General features: G+C 73.5%; 13 protein-coding genes. 3 read left to right on the forward strand and 10 right to left on the reverse strand.

Annotated elements, in window-relative coordinates; all coding sequences use genetic code 11:
• Positions 1-76: 76 nt before the first annotated feature.
• Together ASE15_RS18380 and ASE15_RS18385 are read right to left on the reverse strand one after the other, a co-directional pair.
• Positions 77-946 carry a universal stress protein gene (locus tag ASE15_RS18380; RefSeq protein WP_056764945.1) on the reverse strand — a complete coding sequence of 290 codons (870 nt, stop codon included), beginning with the start codon at positions 944-946 and terminating at the stop codon, positions 77-79.
• Between the two features lie 72 nt (positions 947-1,018).
• The gene (locus ASE15_RS18385; RefSeq protein ID WP_056764948.1) at positions 1,019-2,296 is read right to left on the reverse strand and encodes an APC family permease; all 1,278 of its coding nucleotides are present in this window, start codon (positions 2,294-2,296) and stop codon (positions 1,019-1,021) included.
• A gap of 329 nt (positions 2,297-2,625) precedes the next feature.
• Between ASE15_RS18385 and aspS the strand changes: the two genes are divergently transcribed.
• Positions 2,626-3,939 carry an aspartate--tRNA(Asn) ligase gene (gene aspS, locus ASE15_RS18390; RefSeq protein WP_056764951.1) on the forward strand — a complete coding sequence of 438 codons (1,314 nt, stop codon included), beginning with the start codon at positions 2,626-2,628 and terminating at the stop codon, positions 3,937-3,939.
• A 69-nt stretch (positions 3,940-4,008) separates the two neighbouring features.
• On the opposite strand, the gene ASE15_RS18395 is transcribed toward aspS, so the two are convergent.
• From ASE15_RS18395 to ASE15_RS18420, 6 genes are all read right to left on the reverse strand, one after another.
• On the reverse strand, positions 4,009-5,478 hold the full coding sequence (locus ASE15_RS18395) for a cation acetate symporter (protein ID WP_056764954.1): 1,470 nt from the start codon (positions 5,476-5,478) through the stop codon (positions 4,009-4,011).
• On the reverse strand, positions 5,475-5,900 hold the full coding sequence (locus tag ASE15_RS18400) for a heavy metal transporter (protein WP_157257390.1): 426 nt from the start codon (positions 5,898-5,900) through the stop codon (positions 5,475-5,477). Before ASE15_RS18400 ends, ASE15_RS18395 begins: the two co-directional genes overlap by 4 nt.
• A complete protein-coding gene (locus ASE15_RS18405) occupies positions 5,897-6,646 on the reverse strand; it encodes a LytTR family DNA-binding domain-containing protein (protein WP_056765037.1) in 750 nt (249 codons plus the stop codon). Before ASE15_RS18405 ends, ASE15_RS18400 begins: the two co-directional genes overlap by 4 nt.
• Positions 6,647-6,732: 86 nt before the next feature.
• Positions 6,733-7,941, reverse strand: coding sequence for a sensor histidine kinase (locus tag ASE15_RS18410; RefSeq protein ID WP_056764957.1), 1,209 nt, complete (start codon positions 7,939-7,941; stop codon positions 6,733-6,735).
• Between the two features lie 167 nt (positions 7,942-8,108).
• Entirely contained in the window at positions 8,109-8,306 is a 198-nt protein-coding gene (locus ASE15_RS18415) for a YbdD/YjiX family protein (protein WP_369800645.1), read from the reverse strand.
• A 10-nt stretch (positions 8,307-8,316) separates the two neighbouring features.
• Positions 8,317-10,602 (reverse strand): carbon starvation CstA family protein, encoded by a 2,286-nt coding sequence (locus tag ASE15_RS18420; protein WP_056647058.1) that lies wholly within the window; start codon positions 10,600-10,602, stop codon positions 8,317-8,319.
• Between the two features lie 226 nt (positions 10,603-10,828).
• Here ASE15_RS18420 and ASE15_RS18425 point away from each other — a divergent pair, with 226 nt between their 5' ends.
• Positions 10,829-12,433, forward strand: a complete 1,605-nt coding sequence (locus ASE15_RS18425) for an ABC-F family ATP-binding cassette domain-containing protein (RefSeq protein ID WP_056764961.1) — start codon at positions 10,829-10,831, stop codon at positions 12,431-12,433.
• A gap of 1 nt (position 12,434) precedes the next feature.
• Here ASE15_RS18425 and ASE15_RS18430 read toward each other — a convergent pair whose 3' ends face one another.
• Positions 12,435-13,334 (reverse strand): glycosyltransferase family 2 protein, encoded by a 900-nt coding sequence (locus tag ASE15_RS18430; RefSeq protein ID WP_056764964.1) that lies wholly within the window; start codon positions 13,332-13,334, stop codon positions 12,435-12,437.
• A 140-nt stretch (positions 13,335-13,474) separates the two neighbouring features.
• Here ASE15_RS18430 and ASE15_RS18435 point away from each other — a divergent pair, with 140 nt between their 5' ends.
• A complete protein-coding gene (locus tag ASE15_RS18435) occupies positions 13,475-14,071 on the forward strand; it encodes a DUF4240 domain-containing protein (RefSeq protein ID WP_056647067.1) in 597 nt (198 codons plus the stop codon).
• A 128-nt stretch (positions 14,072-14,199) separates the two neighbouring features.
• On the opposite strand, the gene ASE15_RS18440 is transcribed toward ASE15_RS18435, so the two are convergent.
• Positions 14,200-14,796, reverse strand: coding sequence for a hypothetical protein (locus ASE15_RS18440; protein ID WP_056647070.1), 597 nt, complete (start codon positions 14,794-14,796; stop codon positions 14,200-14,202).
• Positions 14,797-15,133: the final 337 nt, after the last annotated feature.

The following is a 15,133-nucleotide window of genomic DNA, read 5'->3' on the forward strand; positions in this document are numbered from 1 at the left end:
TAACCAAACATCTGGACCGGGTGAAACCCTCGGACCCGAAGATGTGGTCGGGATCACTCGAGAAGGGCGGTCGCGCTCAGCGCACGATCGTCACGGGACAGTGCGCGTCACGCACCAGCGCGTGGCTCACCGATCCCAGGACGAGAGCCGCGAACCCTCCCCTGCCGCGTGAGCCCACGACGAGCCGCTCGGCCCCCTCCGAGGCCCTGACCAGCGCGGGGGCCGGGTAGGCCTCGACCGTCTGTCCCTCGACCTCGATGCCCTCGAACGCCTCGCGCACCTGCGCGAGCGCCGCGGCGAGCTGCCGCTCGGCGCCCTGCTCGGCACGCTCGCGCGGGAACTCCGCAGCGACGTAGCTCTCGAGATGAGCCGAGGCCCGCGTCCACCACGCGACCACCACTCGCAGGGACGCCTGCCGCGCGACGGCCACCTCGGCCGCGTGGAGCAGCGCGTCGGTCGAAGCCGCTGACCCGTCGACCCCCACCACGACGGGCAGGTTCACGTCGCGCAACGCCTCGACGTCGCCGTGCACCACGACGACCGGGCAGTGCGCGTGCGCGGCGACCGCGAGCGCCACCGAGCCGCCGAGCTCGCCGCGCACCCGCCCGTGGTCCCCGGAGCCGACGACCACGACCGAGGCGTCGAGCGACGCCCCGACCAGGGTCGCCGCAGGGGTCGTGTACTCGACGGTCGCCGCGACCTCGAGGTCCGGCTCGACCTCGAGCGCCGTGCCACGGCCGCGGTCCGCGAGCGCCCGGGCTCCGGACTGCGCGTCGTCCCCTCCGCCCGGCAGCGAGGGTTCCAGGTGGGAGTCGTGCGCGTCGCGGGCGAAGACGACCTCGAGGTGGGCGCTGCGCCGTCGGGCTTCGCGCGCAGCCCAGCGCACCGCAGAGGTCGCCGAGGGCGACCCGTCATACCCGACAACGACCGGTCCGACGCTGGACATACGTCCATCGTCACCCCGCGGGCGTCCTGGCGCGAGGGCTGGGACGTCGCGACCGGACGCGTCGCAGCCGGTTCATGGGCTGGGCGTCCGCCCCGCGACGGCCCGGACGACGGCTCGTCCGGCCAGCCCCACGAGGAGCACCGCCCCACCCGCGAGCACGGACGCCGGCGGGAGCGAGGCGGCGAGCACCACGCACCCGACGAGTCCCAGGACCTGGAGGACGCGGGGCCGGCGACGGTCGTCGGGCCCCTGCGTGAGGGCCGCGAGGTTGGCGACCGCGTAGTACGTCAGCACCGCGAAGGACGAGAACCCGACGGCCGTGCGGAGGTCGGCGACCAGGACGAGGACGACGAGGACGACCCCCAGCACGGCCTCGGCGCGCGCGGGCACCCGGTGGACCGGGTGCACCACCGCGAGCGGGCGCGGCAGGTCGCCCTCCCGCGCCATCGCGAGCGTCGTCCGCCCCACCCCGGCGACGAGCCCCAGCAGCGCTCCCCCGCAGGCCGCGGCGGCGCCGACCCGCACGATCAGGTCCCCGCCGGGCCACCCGGCCGCGCCGACGACGTCGGCGAGCGGCGCCGTCGAGCCGGCGAGGCCGTCCACGCCGAGCGCCCGCAGCGCGCCGACCCCGACCACCACGTACACGACCACCACGATCCCGAGCGCGAGCTGGATCGCACGCGGGATCGTGACCCGCGGGTTCCGCACCTCCTCACCGAGCGTCGCGATCCGTGCGTACCCGGCGAACGCGAAGAACAGCAGTCCCGCGCTCTGGAGCACCCCGTACGCCCCCAGGGGTGCTCCCGCCCCCGGCGCGGACCCTGCGACGGGGGCCTGCCACGCGACGACGACCACGAGCACCAGCACGAGCGCCGTCACGGCGACCAGGAGGCGCGTCACCTGGGCCGTGCGGGTCACGCCCCGGGCGTTGACGGCGACCAGCGCCACGACGACGAGCGCGGCCACGGGTCGCTGCGCGCCGGGGGCGGCATAGGCCGCGAAGGTCAAGGCCATGGCCGCGCACGAGGCCGTCTTCCCGACGACGAACGACCACCCCGCGGCGAACCCCCACCACGGTCCCAGGCGTTCACGCCCGTACGCGTAGGCCCCGCCCGACGTCGGGTAGCGAGCCGCGAGCTGCGCCGTGGACGTCGCGTTCGCGTAGGCGACCAGGGCCGCGAGCGCGAGCCCCGCGAGGAGCCACCACCCGGCCGCGGCGGCCGCCGGGGCGAAGACCGCGAACACTCCGGCGCCGAGCATCGAGCCGACGCCGATCACGACGCTGTCGGCCAGCCCCAGGCGCCGGGCGAGCGGGGCGGGCCGAGGGGGCTGGGCGGGCTCTGCGGTCATGGTGCGACCGTAGCGAGAGCGGGTGAACGGGAGGTGCCGCGCACGCTGGGTGCATGGTTCGGCTGCGACACGCCCGGCGAGTCGCAGCCGAACCATGCACTCGACGTCCGCCCGGAGAATTCCCGCGACGAACGGATGCACCGTGGGTAGGGTCGGAACCGGTGGACGTGAGGCGTGACGACCCTCGGCCCGGCTCTCGCAGCGCGGGCGGACGTCCCCCCGCGCGTGCGGCGTACCGACGAGAGGCCGGGACCTCCCGGCGAAGGAGTGGTGGCACAGCGACCTAGCCCCCGCCCGCTCCTCCCGGGCCTTCGCCTGCTGGAGGAACCATGAGACCACCCACCCCACCCGTCGCGCTTCCCGGCTCCCGCACCCTCGCCGCCGACCTCTCCTCCGTGCCGCCCGGCACGTCCGTGACGCTCCGCGGCTGGGTGCACCGCCGCCGCGAGCTCGCTGCGGTCACCTTCCTGGTCCTGCGCGACCGGTCGGGCCTCGCCCAGGTCGCCGTGCGCGCGAGAGACGGACAAGACCTGCCGCCCGAGGAGACCGTGGTCGAGGTGACCGGGGTCGCCACGGCGAACGCCCAGGCGCCTGGGGGGATCGAGGTCACCGCGCCGACCGTCGTCCCCCTGACCGACCCGGCCAGGACCCCTCCCGTCGAGCTGTGGCGTCCTGCGCTCGACGTGGCGCTGCCGACCCTGCTCGACCACGCGGCGGTCGCGTGGCGCCATCCCGCCCAGCGCGCCCGGTGGGAGGTCGCGGCCGCGTCGCTGCGGGGCTTCCGGGAGGTGCTCGACGCGCAGGGGTTCACCGAGGTCCACTCTCCCAAGATCGTCGCGTCGGCGACCGAGTCGGGGGCGGACGTGTTCGCGGTCGACTACTTCGGCGGTCCCGCCTTCCTGGCGCAGAGCCCCCAGCTCTACAAGCAGCAGCTCGTCGGGGTGTTCGAGCGCGTGTACGAGGTGGGGCCGGTCTTCCGCGCCGAGCCGCACGACACGGTCCGCCACCTCGCCGAGTACGTCTCGCTCGACGTCGAGCTCGGGTTCGTGCACGACCACCGCGACGTGCTGCGGGTGCTGCGCGACGTCCTGGCGGGCATGGTCGCGGGGGTGCACGAGCTCGCGGCAGGAGCGGTCGCGGCCCAGGGGTTCGAGGTCCCGGTCGTGCCCGACCAGATCCCGGTGATCCACTTCGCCGAGGCCCTGGCCCTGGTCGGCGCGCCCGCGGACGAGCCCGACCTGGCCCCCGAGCACGAACGCGCCCTGGGGAGGTGGGCGCTCGCCGAGCACGGCAGCGACTTCCTCGCCGTCGAGGGCTTTCCGATGGCCAAGCGCCCCTTCTACACGCACCCCCAGCCCGACGACGCGCGGTGGAGCAACAGCTTCGACCTGCTCTTCCGCGGTCTCGAGCTCGTCACGGGCGGGCAGCGGCTGCACCGGCACGCGGACTATGTCTCAGCGATCACGGCCCGTGGCGAGGACCCGGCCGCGTACGCGACCTACCTCGAGGCGTTCGAGCACGGCATGCCGCCGCACGGCGGGTTCGCGATCGGCCTCGAGCGCTGGACGGCTCGCCTGACGGGGGCGGCGAACGTCCGGGAGGTCACGCTGTTCCCGCGCGACCTGCACCGGCTCGTGCCCTAGCCCGGCGCCCGACGTCGAGTGCATGGTTCGGCTGCGACACGCCCGGCGAGTCGCAGCCGAACCATGCACTCAGCGGTCGGGAGCCCGCTCCGGCACGTGCAGCCGCCGCAGGAAACGGTCGGTGCGAGGCTGCGGCCCGCGCCGGTCGCGCAGGGACACGACGACCGTCGTGGCGGTCGCGAGCGGGATCGTCCAGGCCGCGGGCTGGGCCAGGAGGCTGCGCGCGAGCCCGTCGCCGGGCCCCAGCGCCGAGGTCACGAGGAGCGCGACCGCGCACAGCGCGCTCCCGACGACCATGCCCGCGATCGCGCCGCGCGCCGTGAGCCGACGCCACCACACACCCAGCAGGATCGTCGGGGACAGCGCCGAGGCCGCGAACACGAACACCGTCCCGACGCTCGTGACGAGCCCCTGCGGGATGGTCACGAGCGCGAACGCGAGGGGGACGATCGTGCACGCGACCGCGGACCAGCGGAACGAGCGGACCGTGCCGCCGAACAGGTCCTGGCTCACGACCCCCGCGAGCGAGACCACGAGCCCCGAGGACGTCCCGAGGAACGCCGCGAACGCCCCGGCGATCACGAGCGCCGAGAGCAGCTCGCCGCCCAGGCCGGGCACGAGGCGCGCGGGCAGCACGAGCGCCACCGTGTCGGCGACGCCGGGCTCGGCCAGGTCGGGCGCGACGACCCGGGCAACGAGCCCCATGGTGCTCGAGACCATGTAGAAGACGCTGATCATGACGATCACCACGACCGTGGTCCAGCGCGCCGAGACCCCGTCGGGGCTCGTGTAGAAGCGCACGAGGACGTGCGGCAGTCCGATCGTGCCGAGCAGGAGCGCAAGCAGCAGCGAGACGGTCGTGTACGTGTCGTAGGAGCGTGGCCCGGCCTCGGGCGGGAAGACCTGGGCCGGGTCGAGCGCCAGGTCCTGCCCGCCGAGCACGACCAGCAGGAAGACCACGGGGATCGCGAGCGCCGTGAGCTTGACCCAGAACTGGAACGCCTGGACGAACGTGACCGAGCGCATGCCGCCCGCGGCGACCACGGCGCTCACGACCGCGGCGACCCCGACCGACCCGACCCACGGCGGCACGGGGGCCACGGTCGTGATGACGAGCGCGGCGCCATGGAGCTGCGGGACGACGTACAGCCACCCGATGACGAGCACCAGGACGCTCGTGACGCGCCGGGCGGCGAGCGAGTCGAGGCGTGCCTGGACGAAGTCGGGGATCGTGTAGGCCCCGCTGCGGCGCAGCGGCCCGGCCACGAACAGCAGCACGAGCAGGTAGCCCGCGGCGTACCCGACGGGGAACCAGAACGCCTCGGCCCCGGAGAGCAGCACGAGCCCGGACAGGCCCAGGAACGTCCCGGCCGACAGGTACTCGCCGCTGATGGCCGACGCGTTCCACACGGGCTGCACGGTGCGCGAGGCGACGAAGAAGTCGCTCGTGGTCCGCGAGATGCGCAGCCCGTAGAACCCGATGAGCCCGGTCGCGAGCAGCAGCAGGCCGACCGCGACGAGCGGCAGCGCCGAGGTCACTCGTCCTCCACGAGGGCGCGGAAGCGTCGTTCGTTGCGCGCGGCGGCGAGCGCGAACACGAGCGCGAACGCCGCGATGACCGGGTAGAACCCGTAGGCGTGCAGGAGCCACGGGAGCGGCACGCCCAGCAGGTGCACGTCGCCCAGCGTCGGCACGGCGCTCATCGTGACCGTGAGCAGCGCGACGACGGCCAGGAACGACACGACGCACGCGAGCGCGAGCCGCAGCTGCGCCCGCGCGAGGCTGCGGGCGTACACGGCCGCGGGTTCGCTGCCGCCGTCGGGCCCGGAGGTCTCCGCGCCCAGGGGCGTCACGCTGCCCGACGGCGCCCGCTCCCCCGGGTGCGTCGCGGCGGCCAGGTCGGCGGCCGGTTCGTCCGTCGAACGGACGACGACCCGCGGCGGGGGCTCCTCGGTGCTCACGGACGTCCTCCGGGACGGCCGAGGAGCGCGTCGCGCACGGCCGGGGCCATGCGACGGCTCACGGGGACCTCGTGCCCCGCGACGACCACGACGGGGTGCGCACCGCCCAGGCGGACCGCGGTCACGGCCGAGCGGTCGACGAGGTAGGAGCGGTGCACGCGCAGGAAGCCCGCGGCCGCCCAGCGTTCCTCGAGGTCGGAGAGGGGCTCGCGGACCAGGTAGCTGTCGCTGTCCGTCACGAGGCGCGAGTAGTCGCCCTGCGCCTGGACCCACCGCACCGCGGAGCGCAGCACGACGCGCGTCGTGGTCCCGACCGTCACGGCGATGGTCTCGTCGGCCGGGGCACGGGCGTCGGGCACCGTCCGGCCCGCGTCCCGCAGCGGGGCGCGGCCCCCGGCCGCATGACCCGCGACAGCGCGCTCGACCGCCCGAGCCAGGCGTTCGCGCCGCACGGGCTTGAGCACGTAGTCGACCGCCTCGACCTCGAAGGCCTCGATGGCCCGGGCCTCGTCGGCCGTCACGAACACCACGGCGGGCCGCACCGAGAACCGCGACAGCGCGCGGGCGAGGTCGAGCCCCGTGAGGCCGGGCATGTGGATGTCGAGGAACGCGACGTGCACGGGGTGCTCGGACAGCCAGCGCAGGGCCTCGGACCCCGAGGCGACGCCGTGCACCGAGCGCACGTGCGGGTCGCGCCGCAGGAGCTGGACCAGCTCGTCGAGCACGGGCCGTTCGTCGTCGGCCACGAGGACGTCGACGCCGTCTGGCCGACGGACGCCGCCCGGGCTCCCGGCCGGCTCGCCGAATCCGGCGGCCGCGGGGACGTCGTCGTTCACGGCCTGCTCACCTCGGTCTCGTGCTGGGGCTGGGACTTGGGCACGCGCATCCGCACGAGGGTACCCGCGCCCTCGTTCGTCTCGATCTCGAGCGCGTGCTGGTCGCCGTAGAGCTGGCGCACGCGCGTGTCGACGTTGCGCAGCCCGACGTTGGTCGCGCGCGAGCCCGACGCGAGCAGGGCCCGCAGCGTCTCGGGCGACATCCCGACGCCGTCGTCCTCGACCGTGATCTCCGTCTGGGTGCCCTCGTCGCGCGCGCTGATGACGATCGTGCCCCCGGCCTCGCGCGGTTCGAGGCCGTGCCGGACCGCGTTCTCGACGAGCGGCTGGACGCTCAGGAACGGGATGACGGTCGAGAGCGACTCGGGCGCGATCTGGAGCGTCACGGTGAGCCGGTCGCCGAACCTCGCGCGCTCGAGCTCGACGTACGAGTGGATGCTGTGCAGCTCGTCCGCGAGCGTCGTGAAGTCGCCGCGCCCCCGGAACGAGTAGCGCGTGAAGTCGGCGAAGTCGAGCACCAGGTCCCGTGCCCGCTCCGGGTCGGTGCTGATGAACGAGGCGATCGCGCCGAGCGAGTTGTAGATGAAGTGCGGGCTGATCTGGGCGCGCAGGGCGCGCAGCTCGGCCTGGGCCAGCGCGGTGCGCGAGGCCTCGAGCTCACCGAGCTCGAGCTGGGCCGCGCACCACTGCGCGACCTCGCCCGTGGCGCGCACGAGCGGCGGGCGCACGCGCGCCGCGAACGCGACCACGGCGCCGGCCACGGTTCCCCCGGCGAGCACGGGGGCGCCCACGGCCTCGAGCGGACCGTCCGGCGAGGGCGTGCCCGACGACGGCTCGCGGCCCCCGTAGACCTGTCGCCTGCCCGTCTCGACGGTCCGCGCCCCCACGCGCTCGGCCTCGGCCAGCAGGTGGGCCGGGCCGTCGAGGGCCACGACGCCGTCCGCCGTCACGACCGCGAGCGCGTCGCAGCCCAGCAGCGCACGCAGGTGGCGCGCTGCTCGGCCGACGTCGTCGCCCTCGAGGCCGTCACGCAGGTGCGTGGCGGCGCGCGACGCGAGGTGCAGGGTGCGGAACGTCGCGCGCTCCGAGTCGCTGCCGAGCTCGCGGGTGCCGCGGGCCAGCCGCCAGGCGAGGACCAGCGCGCCCGTGAGGAGGACGCCGACGACCAGGCCGACGACGGCACCGGTGAACGCGGGTCCGGACATGTCGAGATCCTCTTCCGGAAAGTCGCGGGGCAAGGGCCGGTACGGGCGGGCACGGCGGTGACGCCGGGCCGGGAGGGCCTACCACCGCAGGTGGGCGGCCCTCCCGACGATATCGCCGTCGTGCCCCTCGCCGTGGCGAGAGGGCGACCGTCGCCGTCCTCTTCGGCTCAGCAGCAGCGGGCGCCGGGGTTGCGGTCCTGGTCGTCCATGCGCTGGCGCCAGAACTGGCGCTCGGTCAGGACGGGGACGTCGGGCCCGTGCGCGGCGCGGCGGTGCTCCACGTACACCCGGTACGCGTCGTCGCCCATGAGCTGGCGGACGTACCAGGCCGCGCCCCTCGCCGCGCGGGCGAGCGCGTCGCGCACGGGCCCCACGTCAGTGCCCCGCGCCCGAGGACACGGGCCGCTTCTCGGGCGGGAGCTGGGCCCACTCGGCCTCGATCTCCTTCTCGGTCGCGGTCGTCAGGAGCCCTGCGGGCGCGAAGCGGCGCGAGGCCACGGGCTCGTCCTCGTGGTTCTCCCCTCCGCCCGCACGCAGCGCCTTGACGGTCGTCACGAGGGCCGCGACCATCACGACGATCGCGAGGACCACGAAGATGATCGACAGCGTGCCCTGGACGAACGTGTTGCGCACGACCGCCTCCATGGCCTCGACCGAGGTCGCGGTGCCGAACGAGGTCTCGCCCGCGGCCAGGGCCTCCTTGAACGCGTTGTGGTTGGCCCAGTAGCCGACCGCCGGGACCGGCGAGAAGATCTTCTCGAACGACGCGGTGATGGTCACGACCGCGGTGAACGCGAGGGGCAGCGCGACGATCCAGAGCCAGCGGAAGTACGACCGTCCGCGCTTGGCCACGATCGCCAGGACGACCGCGAGCGCGATGGCCGCGAGGAGCTGGTTGGCGATGCCGAACAGCGGGAAGAACGTGTTGATCCCGCCGAGGGGGTCGGTCACGCCGAGGTAGAGGATGCTCCCCCACCCCGCGACCATGACCAGGGTGCAGAACCACACGCCGGGGCGCCACGACACGTCACGGAACCTGGGCACGACGTTGCCGAGCGAGTCCTGGAGCATGAAGCGCGCGACGCGCGTCCCGGCGTCGACGGCCGTGAGGATGAACAGCGCCTCGAACATGATCGCGAAGTGGTACCAGAAGCCCATCATCGAGGCGCCGCCGAACAGCTGCTGCATGATGTGCGCCAGGCCCAGCGCCAGGGTCGGGGCGCCACCCGTGCGGGACACGATGGACTCCTCGCCGACGGCCGCCGCGGTCGAGGACAGCATGTCGGGCGTGAGGTTCACTCCGGCCAGGCCGAGCGAGTTGACGAACGCGACCGCGCCCTCGATGGTCCCGCCCGTCGCGGCGGCCGAGGCGTTCATGGCGAAGTAGATGCCGCGGTCGAGCGAGATCGCCGCGACGAGCGCCATGATCGCGACGAACGACTCCATGAGCATGCCGCCGTACCCGATGAAGCGCGTCTGACGCTCCTTCTCGAGCAGCTTGGGCGTCGTGCCCGAGGCGATGAGCGCGTGGAAGCCGGAGAGAGCGCCGCACGCGATCGTGACGAACAGGAACGGGAAGAGCGACCCGGAGAACACCGGGCCGGTCTCTCCGCTCGCGAACTCGCTGACCGCGGGGACCGAGATCTCGGGGCGCACGATCACGATCGCACCCGCGAGCATCACGATCACGCCGACCTTCATGAAGGTCGACAGGTAGTCGCGCGGTGCCAGGAGCAGCCACACGGGCAGGACCGCGGCGATGAAGCCGTAGATGATGATGCCGATCGCGATGGTCGTGCGGTCGAGGTGGAACAGGTCCGCGCCCCACGGGGTGTTCGCGACCCAGCCGCCGCCCACGATCGCTGCCATGAGGAGCACGAAGCCGATGATCGAGACCTCGGTGATGCGCCCGGGGCGCAGGTAGCGCAGGTAGACGCCCATGAACAGGGCGATCGGGATGGTCATCGCGACGCTGAAGACGCCCCAGGGGCTCTCGCCCAGGGAGTTCACGACCACAAGCGCGAGGATCGCGACGATGATCAGCATGATGAGCAGCGACGCGACGATCGCGGCCGTGCCACCGATGCGCCCGAGCTCCTGGCGGGCCATCTGACCGATCGTGCGCCCGCCGCGACGCATCGAGAAGAACAGGACGACGTAGTCCTGCACGGCCCCCGCGAAGATGACGCCGACGATGATCCAGACCGTGCCGGGCAGGTAGCCCATCTGCGCCGCCAGGACCGGGCCCACGAGCGGGCCGGCGCCCGCGATCGCCGCGAAGTGGTGCCCGAACAGCACCCGGCGGTCGGTCGGGACGTAGTCCTTGCCGTCCGAGCGCACCTCGGCGGGCGTCGCACGGCGGTCGTCGGGGCGCGTGATGTACCGCTCGATGACCTTCGAGTAGAAGCGGTAGCCGATGAGGTAGCTGCACACCGCGGCGAACACGAACCAGATGGCGTTGACGGTCTCGCCGCGCACGAGCGCGAGCATGACCCAGGCCACGCCCCCGAGCAGCGCGATCCCGGTCCACAGCGCGACCTTCTGCCAGCTCCAGCGGGGCGCGAGGGCGGACTCGGGGACCGCGGTGGGCGGAAGGGTCGGGTCGGGCGAGAGCCCGTCGTCCGGGGCGGCCTCCGCGGTCGATCGGATGTCTGTGGTCATCGGTTCTCTCTCCCTCAGGTCGCGTCGTTGCGTCCGACCGGGAAAGGCTAGGGACACCGCAGGCCCGTGATCCACGTCACGTCGACGGGCGGTCGAGGTGTGCGACGAGCGGTAGGTCACGTGCGACGAACGGTTGCCGTACGGCAGCCCGCAAGGGTGCGGACAGCCCGCCCGCGTAGTGTTCGGGGTCGTGCCGACGTGCGGCACGGAGCCCGAGAGGACCCCTGTGAGCCTGATCCGCCTGAACGCCGTGAGCATGCAGTTCGACGACAAGGTCGTGCTGCGCGACGCCTACCTCAAGCTCCGCGAGGGCGAGCGCGTCGGGCTCGTGGGCCGCAACGGCACGGGCAAGACGACGTTCCTCGAGCTCATCCTGGGGCGCAAGGAGCCCACGGCCGGGACGGTCGACGTCAACCTCGGGGTCACGATCGGGTACTTCTCGCAGTTCTCGGAGCTCGCGGGCCACCGCAGCGCGGCCGAGGAGCTCAGCGCGTTGTTCGCCGACGTCCACGCGACGCAGGAGCGCCTCGACGCGATCGGCGAGCGGATCGCCGAGCCCGACCTCATGGACGACGGCGGCGACGAGATGACGCGGCTCCTGACCGAGCAGGCCGACCTGTTCGAGCGCATGGACGCGATCGACGGGTGGTCGTACGAGAACACGATCGACACGGTCCTCACGCGCCTCGGGTTCGACGCCGAGCGCCGCGACCTGCCCGTCGACCAGCTCTCGGGCGGTTGGCGCAACCGCGCGGCGCTCGCAAGGATCCTCGTGCAGCGTCCCGACGTGCTGCTGCTCGACGAGCCCACCAACTTCCTCGACCTCGACGGCGTGCGCTGGATCGAGAACTGGCTCCAGACCTACCCGGGCGCGGTGCTCGTGGTCTCGCACGACCGTCAGTTCCTCGACGGGGCCGTCAACCGGATCGTCGAGATCGAGAACCGCCGCCTGCACGAGTACGAGGGCGGGTACTCCGACTACGTGCACGCCAAGCAGTCGCGCCTCAAGACCATCGAGCGCCAGTTCGCGCACGAGGAGGAGCTGCTCGCGTACGAGGTCGAGGCCAGCGACGCCCGCAAGCAGGCCGCGAAGGACAAGAGCCGCGGGCTCAAGCGCAAGCTCGCCGACATCAAGAAGCGCCAGGCCCCTCGCCCGGTCGACCAGATCATCACCACGATCTACGCGGACCTCCACGTGAGCGAGCGCCTGGTCGAGGTCGAGGGCCTCACCAAGGGGTTCGGCGGTGACCCGTTGTTCAGCGACCTGACGTTCGCGCTGCACCGGGGCGACCGCGTGGCCGTCGTCGGGGCGAACGGGTCCGGCAAGTCGACGCTCCTCGACGTGCTCACCGAGGTCGTCCCGCCCGACGCCGGGCAGATCACCTGGAAGAAGAACTCGACGTTCGTCTCCTACAACCAGGTCGTGGCCGACCTCGACCTGGACGACACGGTCGCGCACGCCGTCAGCGCGGCCCCGGGCACGCTCGCCTACTCCGCGACCAAGAAGAACGTCAACCGGTTCCTGACGATGCTGCAGTTCTCCGAGATGGAGCTCAAGCAGAAGATCGGCACGCTCTCGGGCGGGCAGCGCGCCCGTGTCGCGATCGCGCAGTGCCTGCTGTCGGGCGCCTCGGTGATCGTGCTCGACGAGCCGACCAACCACCTCGACCTCACGAGCGCACAGGTCATGGAGCGCGCGCTCGCGCACTTCCCCGGTGCTGTGGTCGTCGTGAGCCACGACCGCTACTTCATCGACAAGGTCGCCGACCGCCTCCTGACGTTCGACGGCGCGGGCGGCGTCGACGAGACGGCCGCGAGCGGCGCTCTCTGACTCAGCCCTCCGGGACGGAGGCGGCGGTCCGGGCCGTCGGCGCACCGGCGCTCGCCGCCCGGGCGGTCGCGATCCGCACGACCGCGGCCATGCCGCCGTCGCCGTAGGTGGCGTCGTCGACCGGGACCTCCGGGTGGTCGAGCACCAGCTGCTCCCAGGCGTCGAGCCGCGCGATCGACGCCGCCTCCTGGGCCAGCAGCACCGCCCGCAGGTGCTGTTCGAACAGGGGGCGGTGCCGGTCGACCAGGTGACCGTAGAGCGCGATCCGCTTGTCCATGCTGCGCACGTTGGCCGAGGTCGGGGACGTGCGGTACTCGACGAGCGCCTCGGGCACGATCTCGATCCGGCCGCCCGCCGCGAGCAGCGCGAGGAAGAAGTCCCAGTCCTCGAACCCGTCCCGCATGCGCTCGTCGTAGCCTCCGGCCGCGCGCCAGCGGTCACGGCGCAGCATCACGGTGGCCGGAGAGGCGTTGCGGTGGAGGAAGTCGACCGCCGCTCCCCCGGCGGGGCGGGCGACCGCGTGGGCGACGCCGTGCATGCGCAGCCAGGACGAGGCGCCGACGACGTCGGCATCCTCCTCGAGGAGGGCTGCGGTCCGCTCCACGAAGGTCTCGGCCAGGTGGTCGTCGCCGTCCAGCACGACCGCGAGCTCGGTGGTCAGCCGGGACAGCCCGGCGTTGCGGGCCGCGCTCACGCCCGCGTTCTCCTGGCGCAGGACCTGCACCAGGCCGTCGGCGCGGAGCGCGTCGAGGACCGCGAGCGACCGTGCGTCCGTCGAGCCGTCGTCGACCACGACGACCTGGTCGGGTGCACGGGTCTGCCTCAGCACCGACTCGACGGCCTCTCGCACCAGGTCTCCCTGGTCGAACCCGGTCACGACCACGCCCACGGTTGCTCGCACGCGACGATGCTAGCGGCTACCCACCGCACGTCGGTGGCCTCCCCTTGAGCGCGGGCGTGACGGCGCCGACCAGGCGCTCGGCAGGCGCGCGTCAGGTGCACGCCGGGTGCATGTCAGTGGTGGCCCCTACATTTCCCGCCATGGACCACGACACCTTCTGGCAGCTCGTCGACGACGCTCGGACCCGCGCAGGGCAGGGGGCCGACGACCGCGGCGCGCAGGACGACCCGCTTCCCGGCACGCTGACCGCCCTGCTCGTCGAACGGCTGGCGCCCGACGAGATCCTCGCGTTCGCGGCCGTGGCCGACGAGATGAGCGCAGCCGCCTACGCCTGGCCCGTGTGGGGCGCTGCCTACCTGATCGAGGGCGGGTGCAGCGACGACGGGTTCATGGACTTCCGCGACGGGCTCGTGCTCGCAGGGCGAGACGTGTTCACCCGCACGGTCGCGGACCCGGACTCTCTCGCCGAGCACCCGGTCGTCCTCGGCATGGGCGGGGAGGGCGACGGCTGGTTCGGGTACGAGTCGCTCGACTCACTCGTGGGCGAGGCCTGGACGCGGGCGACCAGCCGCGACGACGAGGCGTACTACGCGGCGCGGGCGGCAGGGGCATCGTCGCGCGACGGTGAGGACAGCGAGGAGAGTTCTTCGTCCGACCCGAGCGGCGAGAGCTGGGACTTCGACGACGAGGACGAGAACCGCCGTCGGCTCCCGCGCCTCGCGGCGCTCTTCGACTGACCTGCGCCCCACGGCCAACGCCGGCCGGTCGGTCGGTCGGTCGGTCGTTCAGGACGGCTCGGCAGCCGGCGGGCCGGTGGCCGAGGCGGGGTGGCACAGGGCTGAGCCGGTCGGGATCCGGCCCAGCCCTAGTCGATCCCGGAGTCCTGCTCGTCGGCGTCGGACGCCGGCGCGAGCCCGCCCAGGATCCCCGCCGCCGCACCGAGCACCAGTCCCACGCGTGCGTGCGGCGCGCGCACCCCGCGAGCGCGCAGGCGCTCACCCCACCGGTAGGCCACCTTCTCCCCCACCACCGCGAGCGCCGTCGTGACCCCGAGGACCACGACGGCCCCGGTGGCGACAGCGGTCCTCCCGGCGGGAGTGATCTCGACGGGCGTCAGCCCGTGCAGCGTGTTGTCCGGGACCTCGCCCGAGTCGCCCTCGCCCGGGGCGGCTGCGCCCGCGACGGACGCGGGCCCGCCCACGCGCGCGTCGTCGTCGCGCCCGGGCTCGCGCACCGTGTCGCGCAGCCGCCGGACGCCCTCGAGCGCCTGCCGGCCTTCCTCGGTCCGCAGCAGCAGGGCGATCCCGGACACCCCGCACACGGTCTTGAGCAGGGCCCGGGTGCTGCGCCGCTCGACGAGGTCGGGCACGCTGTACCACGCGGCCGTCACGAGACCGTAGACCGCAGCCGAGCGCGCGTCGAACGTCCATGGGCGGATGGTCTCGGTCCGGTTCTCCTGCATCGCTCACGTCCCTCGCTGTGCGTCGTCCGCACGTCGTCCGTCCCGGGCACGCGTCGATACCTGCGCACCGGTATGCGCCCACGGGCTGTCGTGTAGGCACCAACGAGGCACCCGCACGGATCGTTCCACCGACACGCCGCCCGGCCCCGCCCACACGGTGCGCGCCGGCTGGTCCGTTCACGCGGCGCACGCCCGACCCGTCCGTCCACGCCGTGACGCCAGCGCCGGGTGACCGCGCCGAGCGCGCCGGCGCCGGGTCGTGACGACCCTCACTCCCCCAGGGACCGCGCCTCGCGCCGGGGTGACGCCCCGGCGTGTTCTCCTGGGACCTCGATCG

Source organism: Oerskovia sp. Root22, from assembly GCF_001429135.1.
GTDB classification, from domain to species: domain Bacteria; phylum Actinomycetota; class Actinomycetes; order Actinomycetales; family Cellulomonadaceae; genus Oerskovia; species Oerskovia enterophila.

Excerpts from the sequence above, each read along its gene's own strand:
- ASE15_RS18380 (WP_056764945.1), bottom strand. The coding sequence starts at position 946 with ATGTCCAGCGTCGGACCGGTCGTTGTCGGGTATGACGGGTCGCCCTCG.
- ASE15_RS18410 (WP_056764957.1), bottom strand. The coding sequence starts at position 7,941 with ATGTCCGGACCCGCGTTCACCGGTGCCGTCGTCGGCCTGGTCGTCGGC.
- ASE15_RS18420 (WP_056647058.1), bottom strand. The coding sequence starts at position 10,602 with ATGACCACAGACATCCGATCGACCGCGGAGGCCGCCCCGGACGACGGG.
- ASE15_RS18440 (WP_056647070.1), bottom strand. The coding sequence starts at position 14,796 with ATGCAGGAGAACCGGACCGAGACCATCCGCCCATGGACGTTCGACGCG.
- ASE15_RS18385 (WP_056764948.1), bottom strand. The coding sequence starts at position 2,296 with ATGACCGCAGAGCCCGCCCAGCCCCCTCGGCCCGCCCCGCTCGCCCGG.
- aspS (WP_056764951.1), top strand. The coding sequence starts at position 2,626 with ATGAGACCACCCACCCCACCCGTCGCGCTTCCCGGCTCCCGCACCCTC.
- ASE15_RS18435 (WP_056647067.1), top strand. The coding sequence starts at position 13,475 with ATGGACCACGACACCTTCTGGCAGCTCGTCGACGACGCTCGGACCCGC.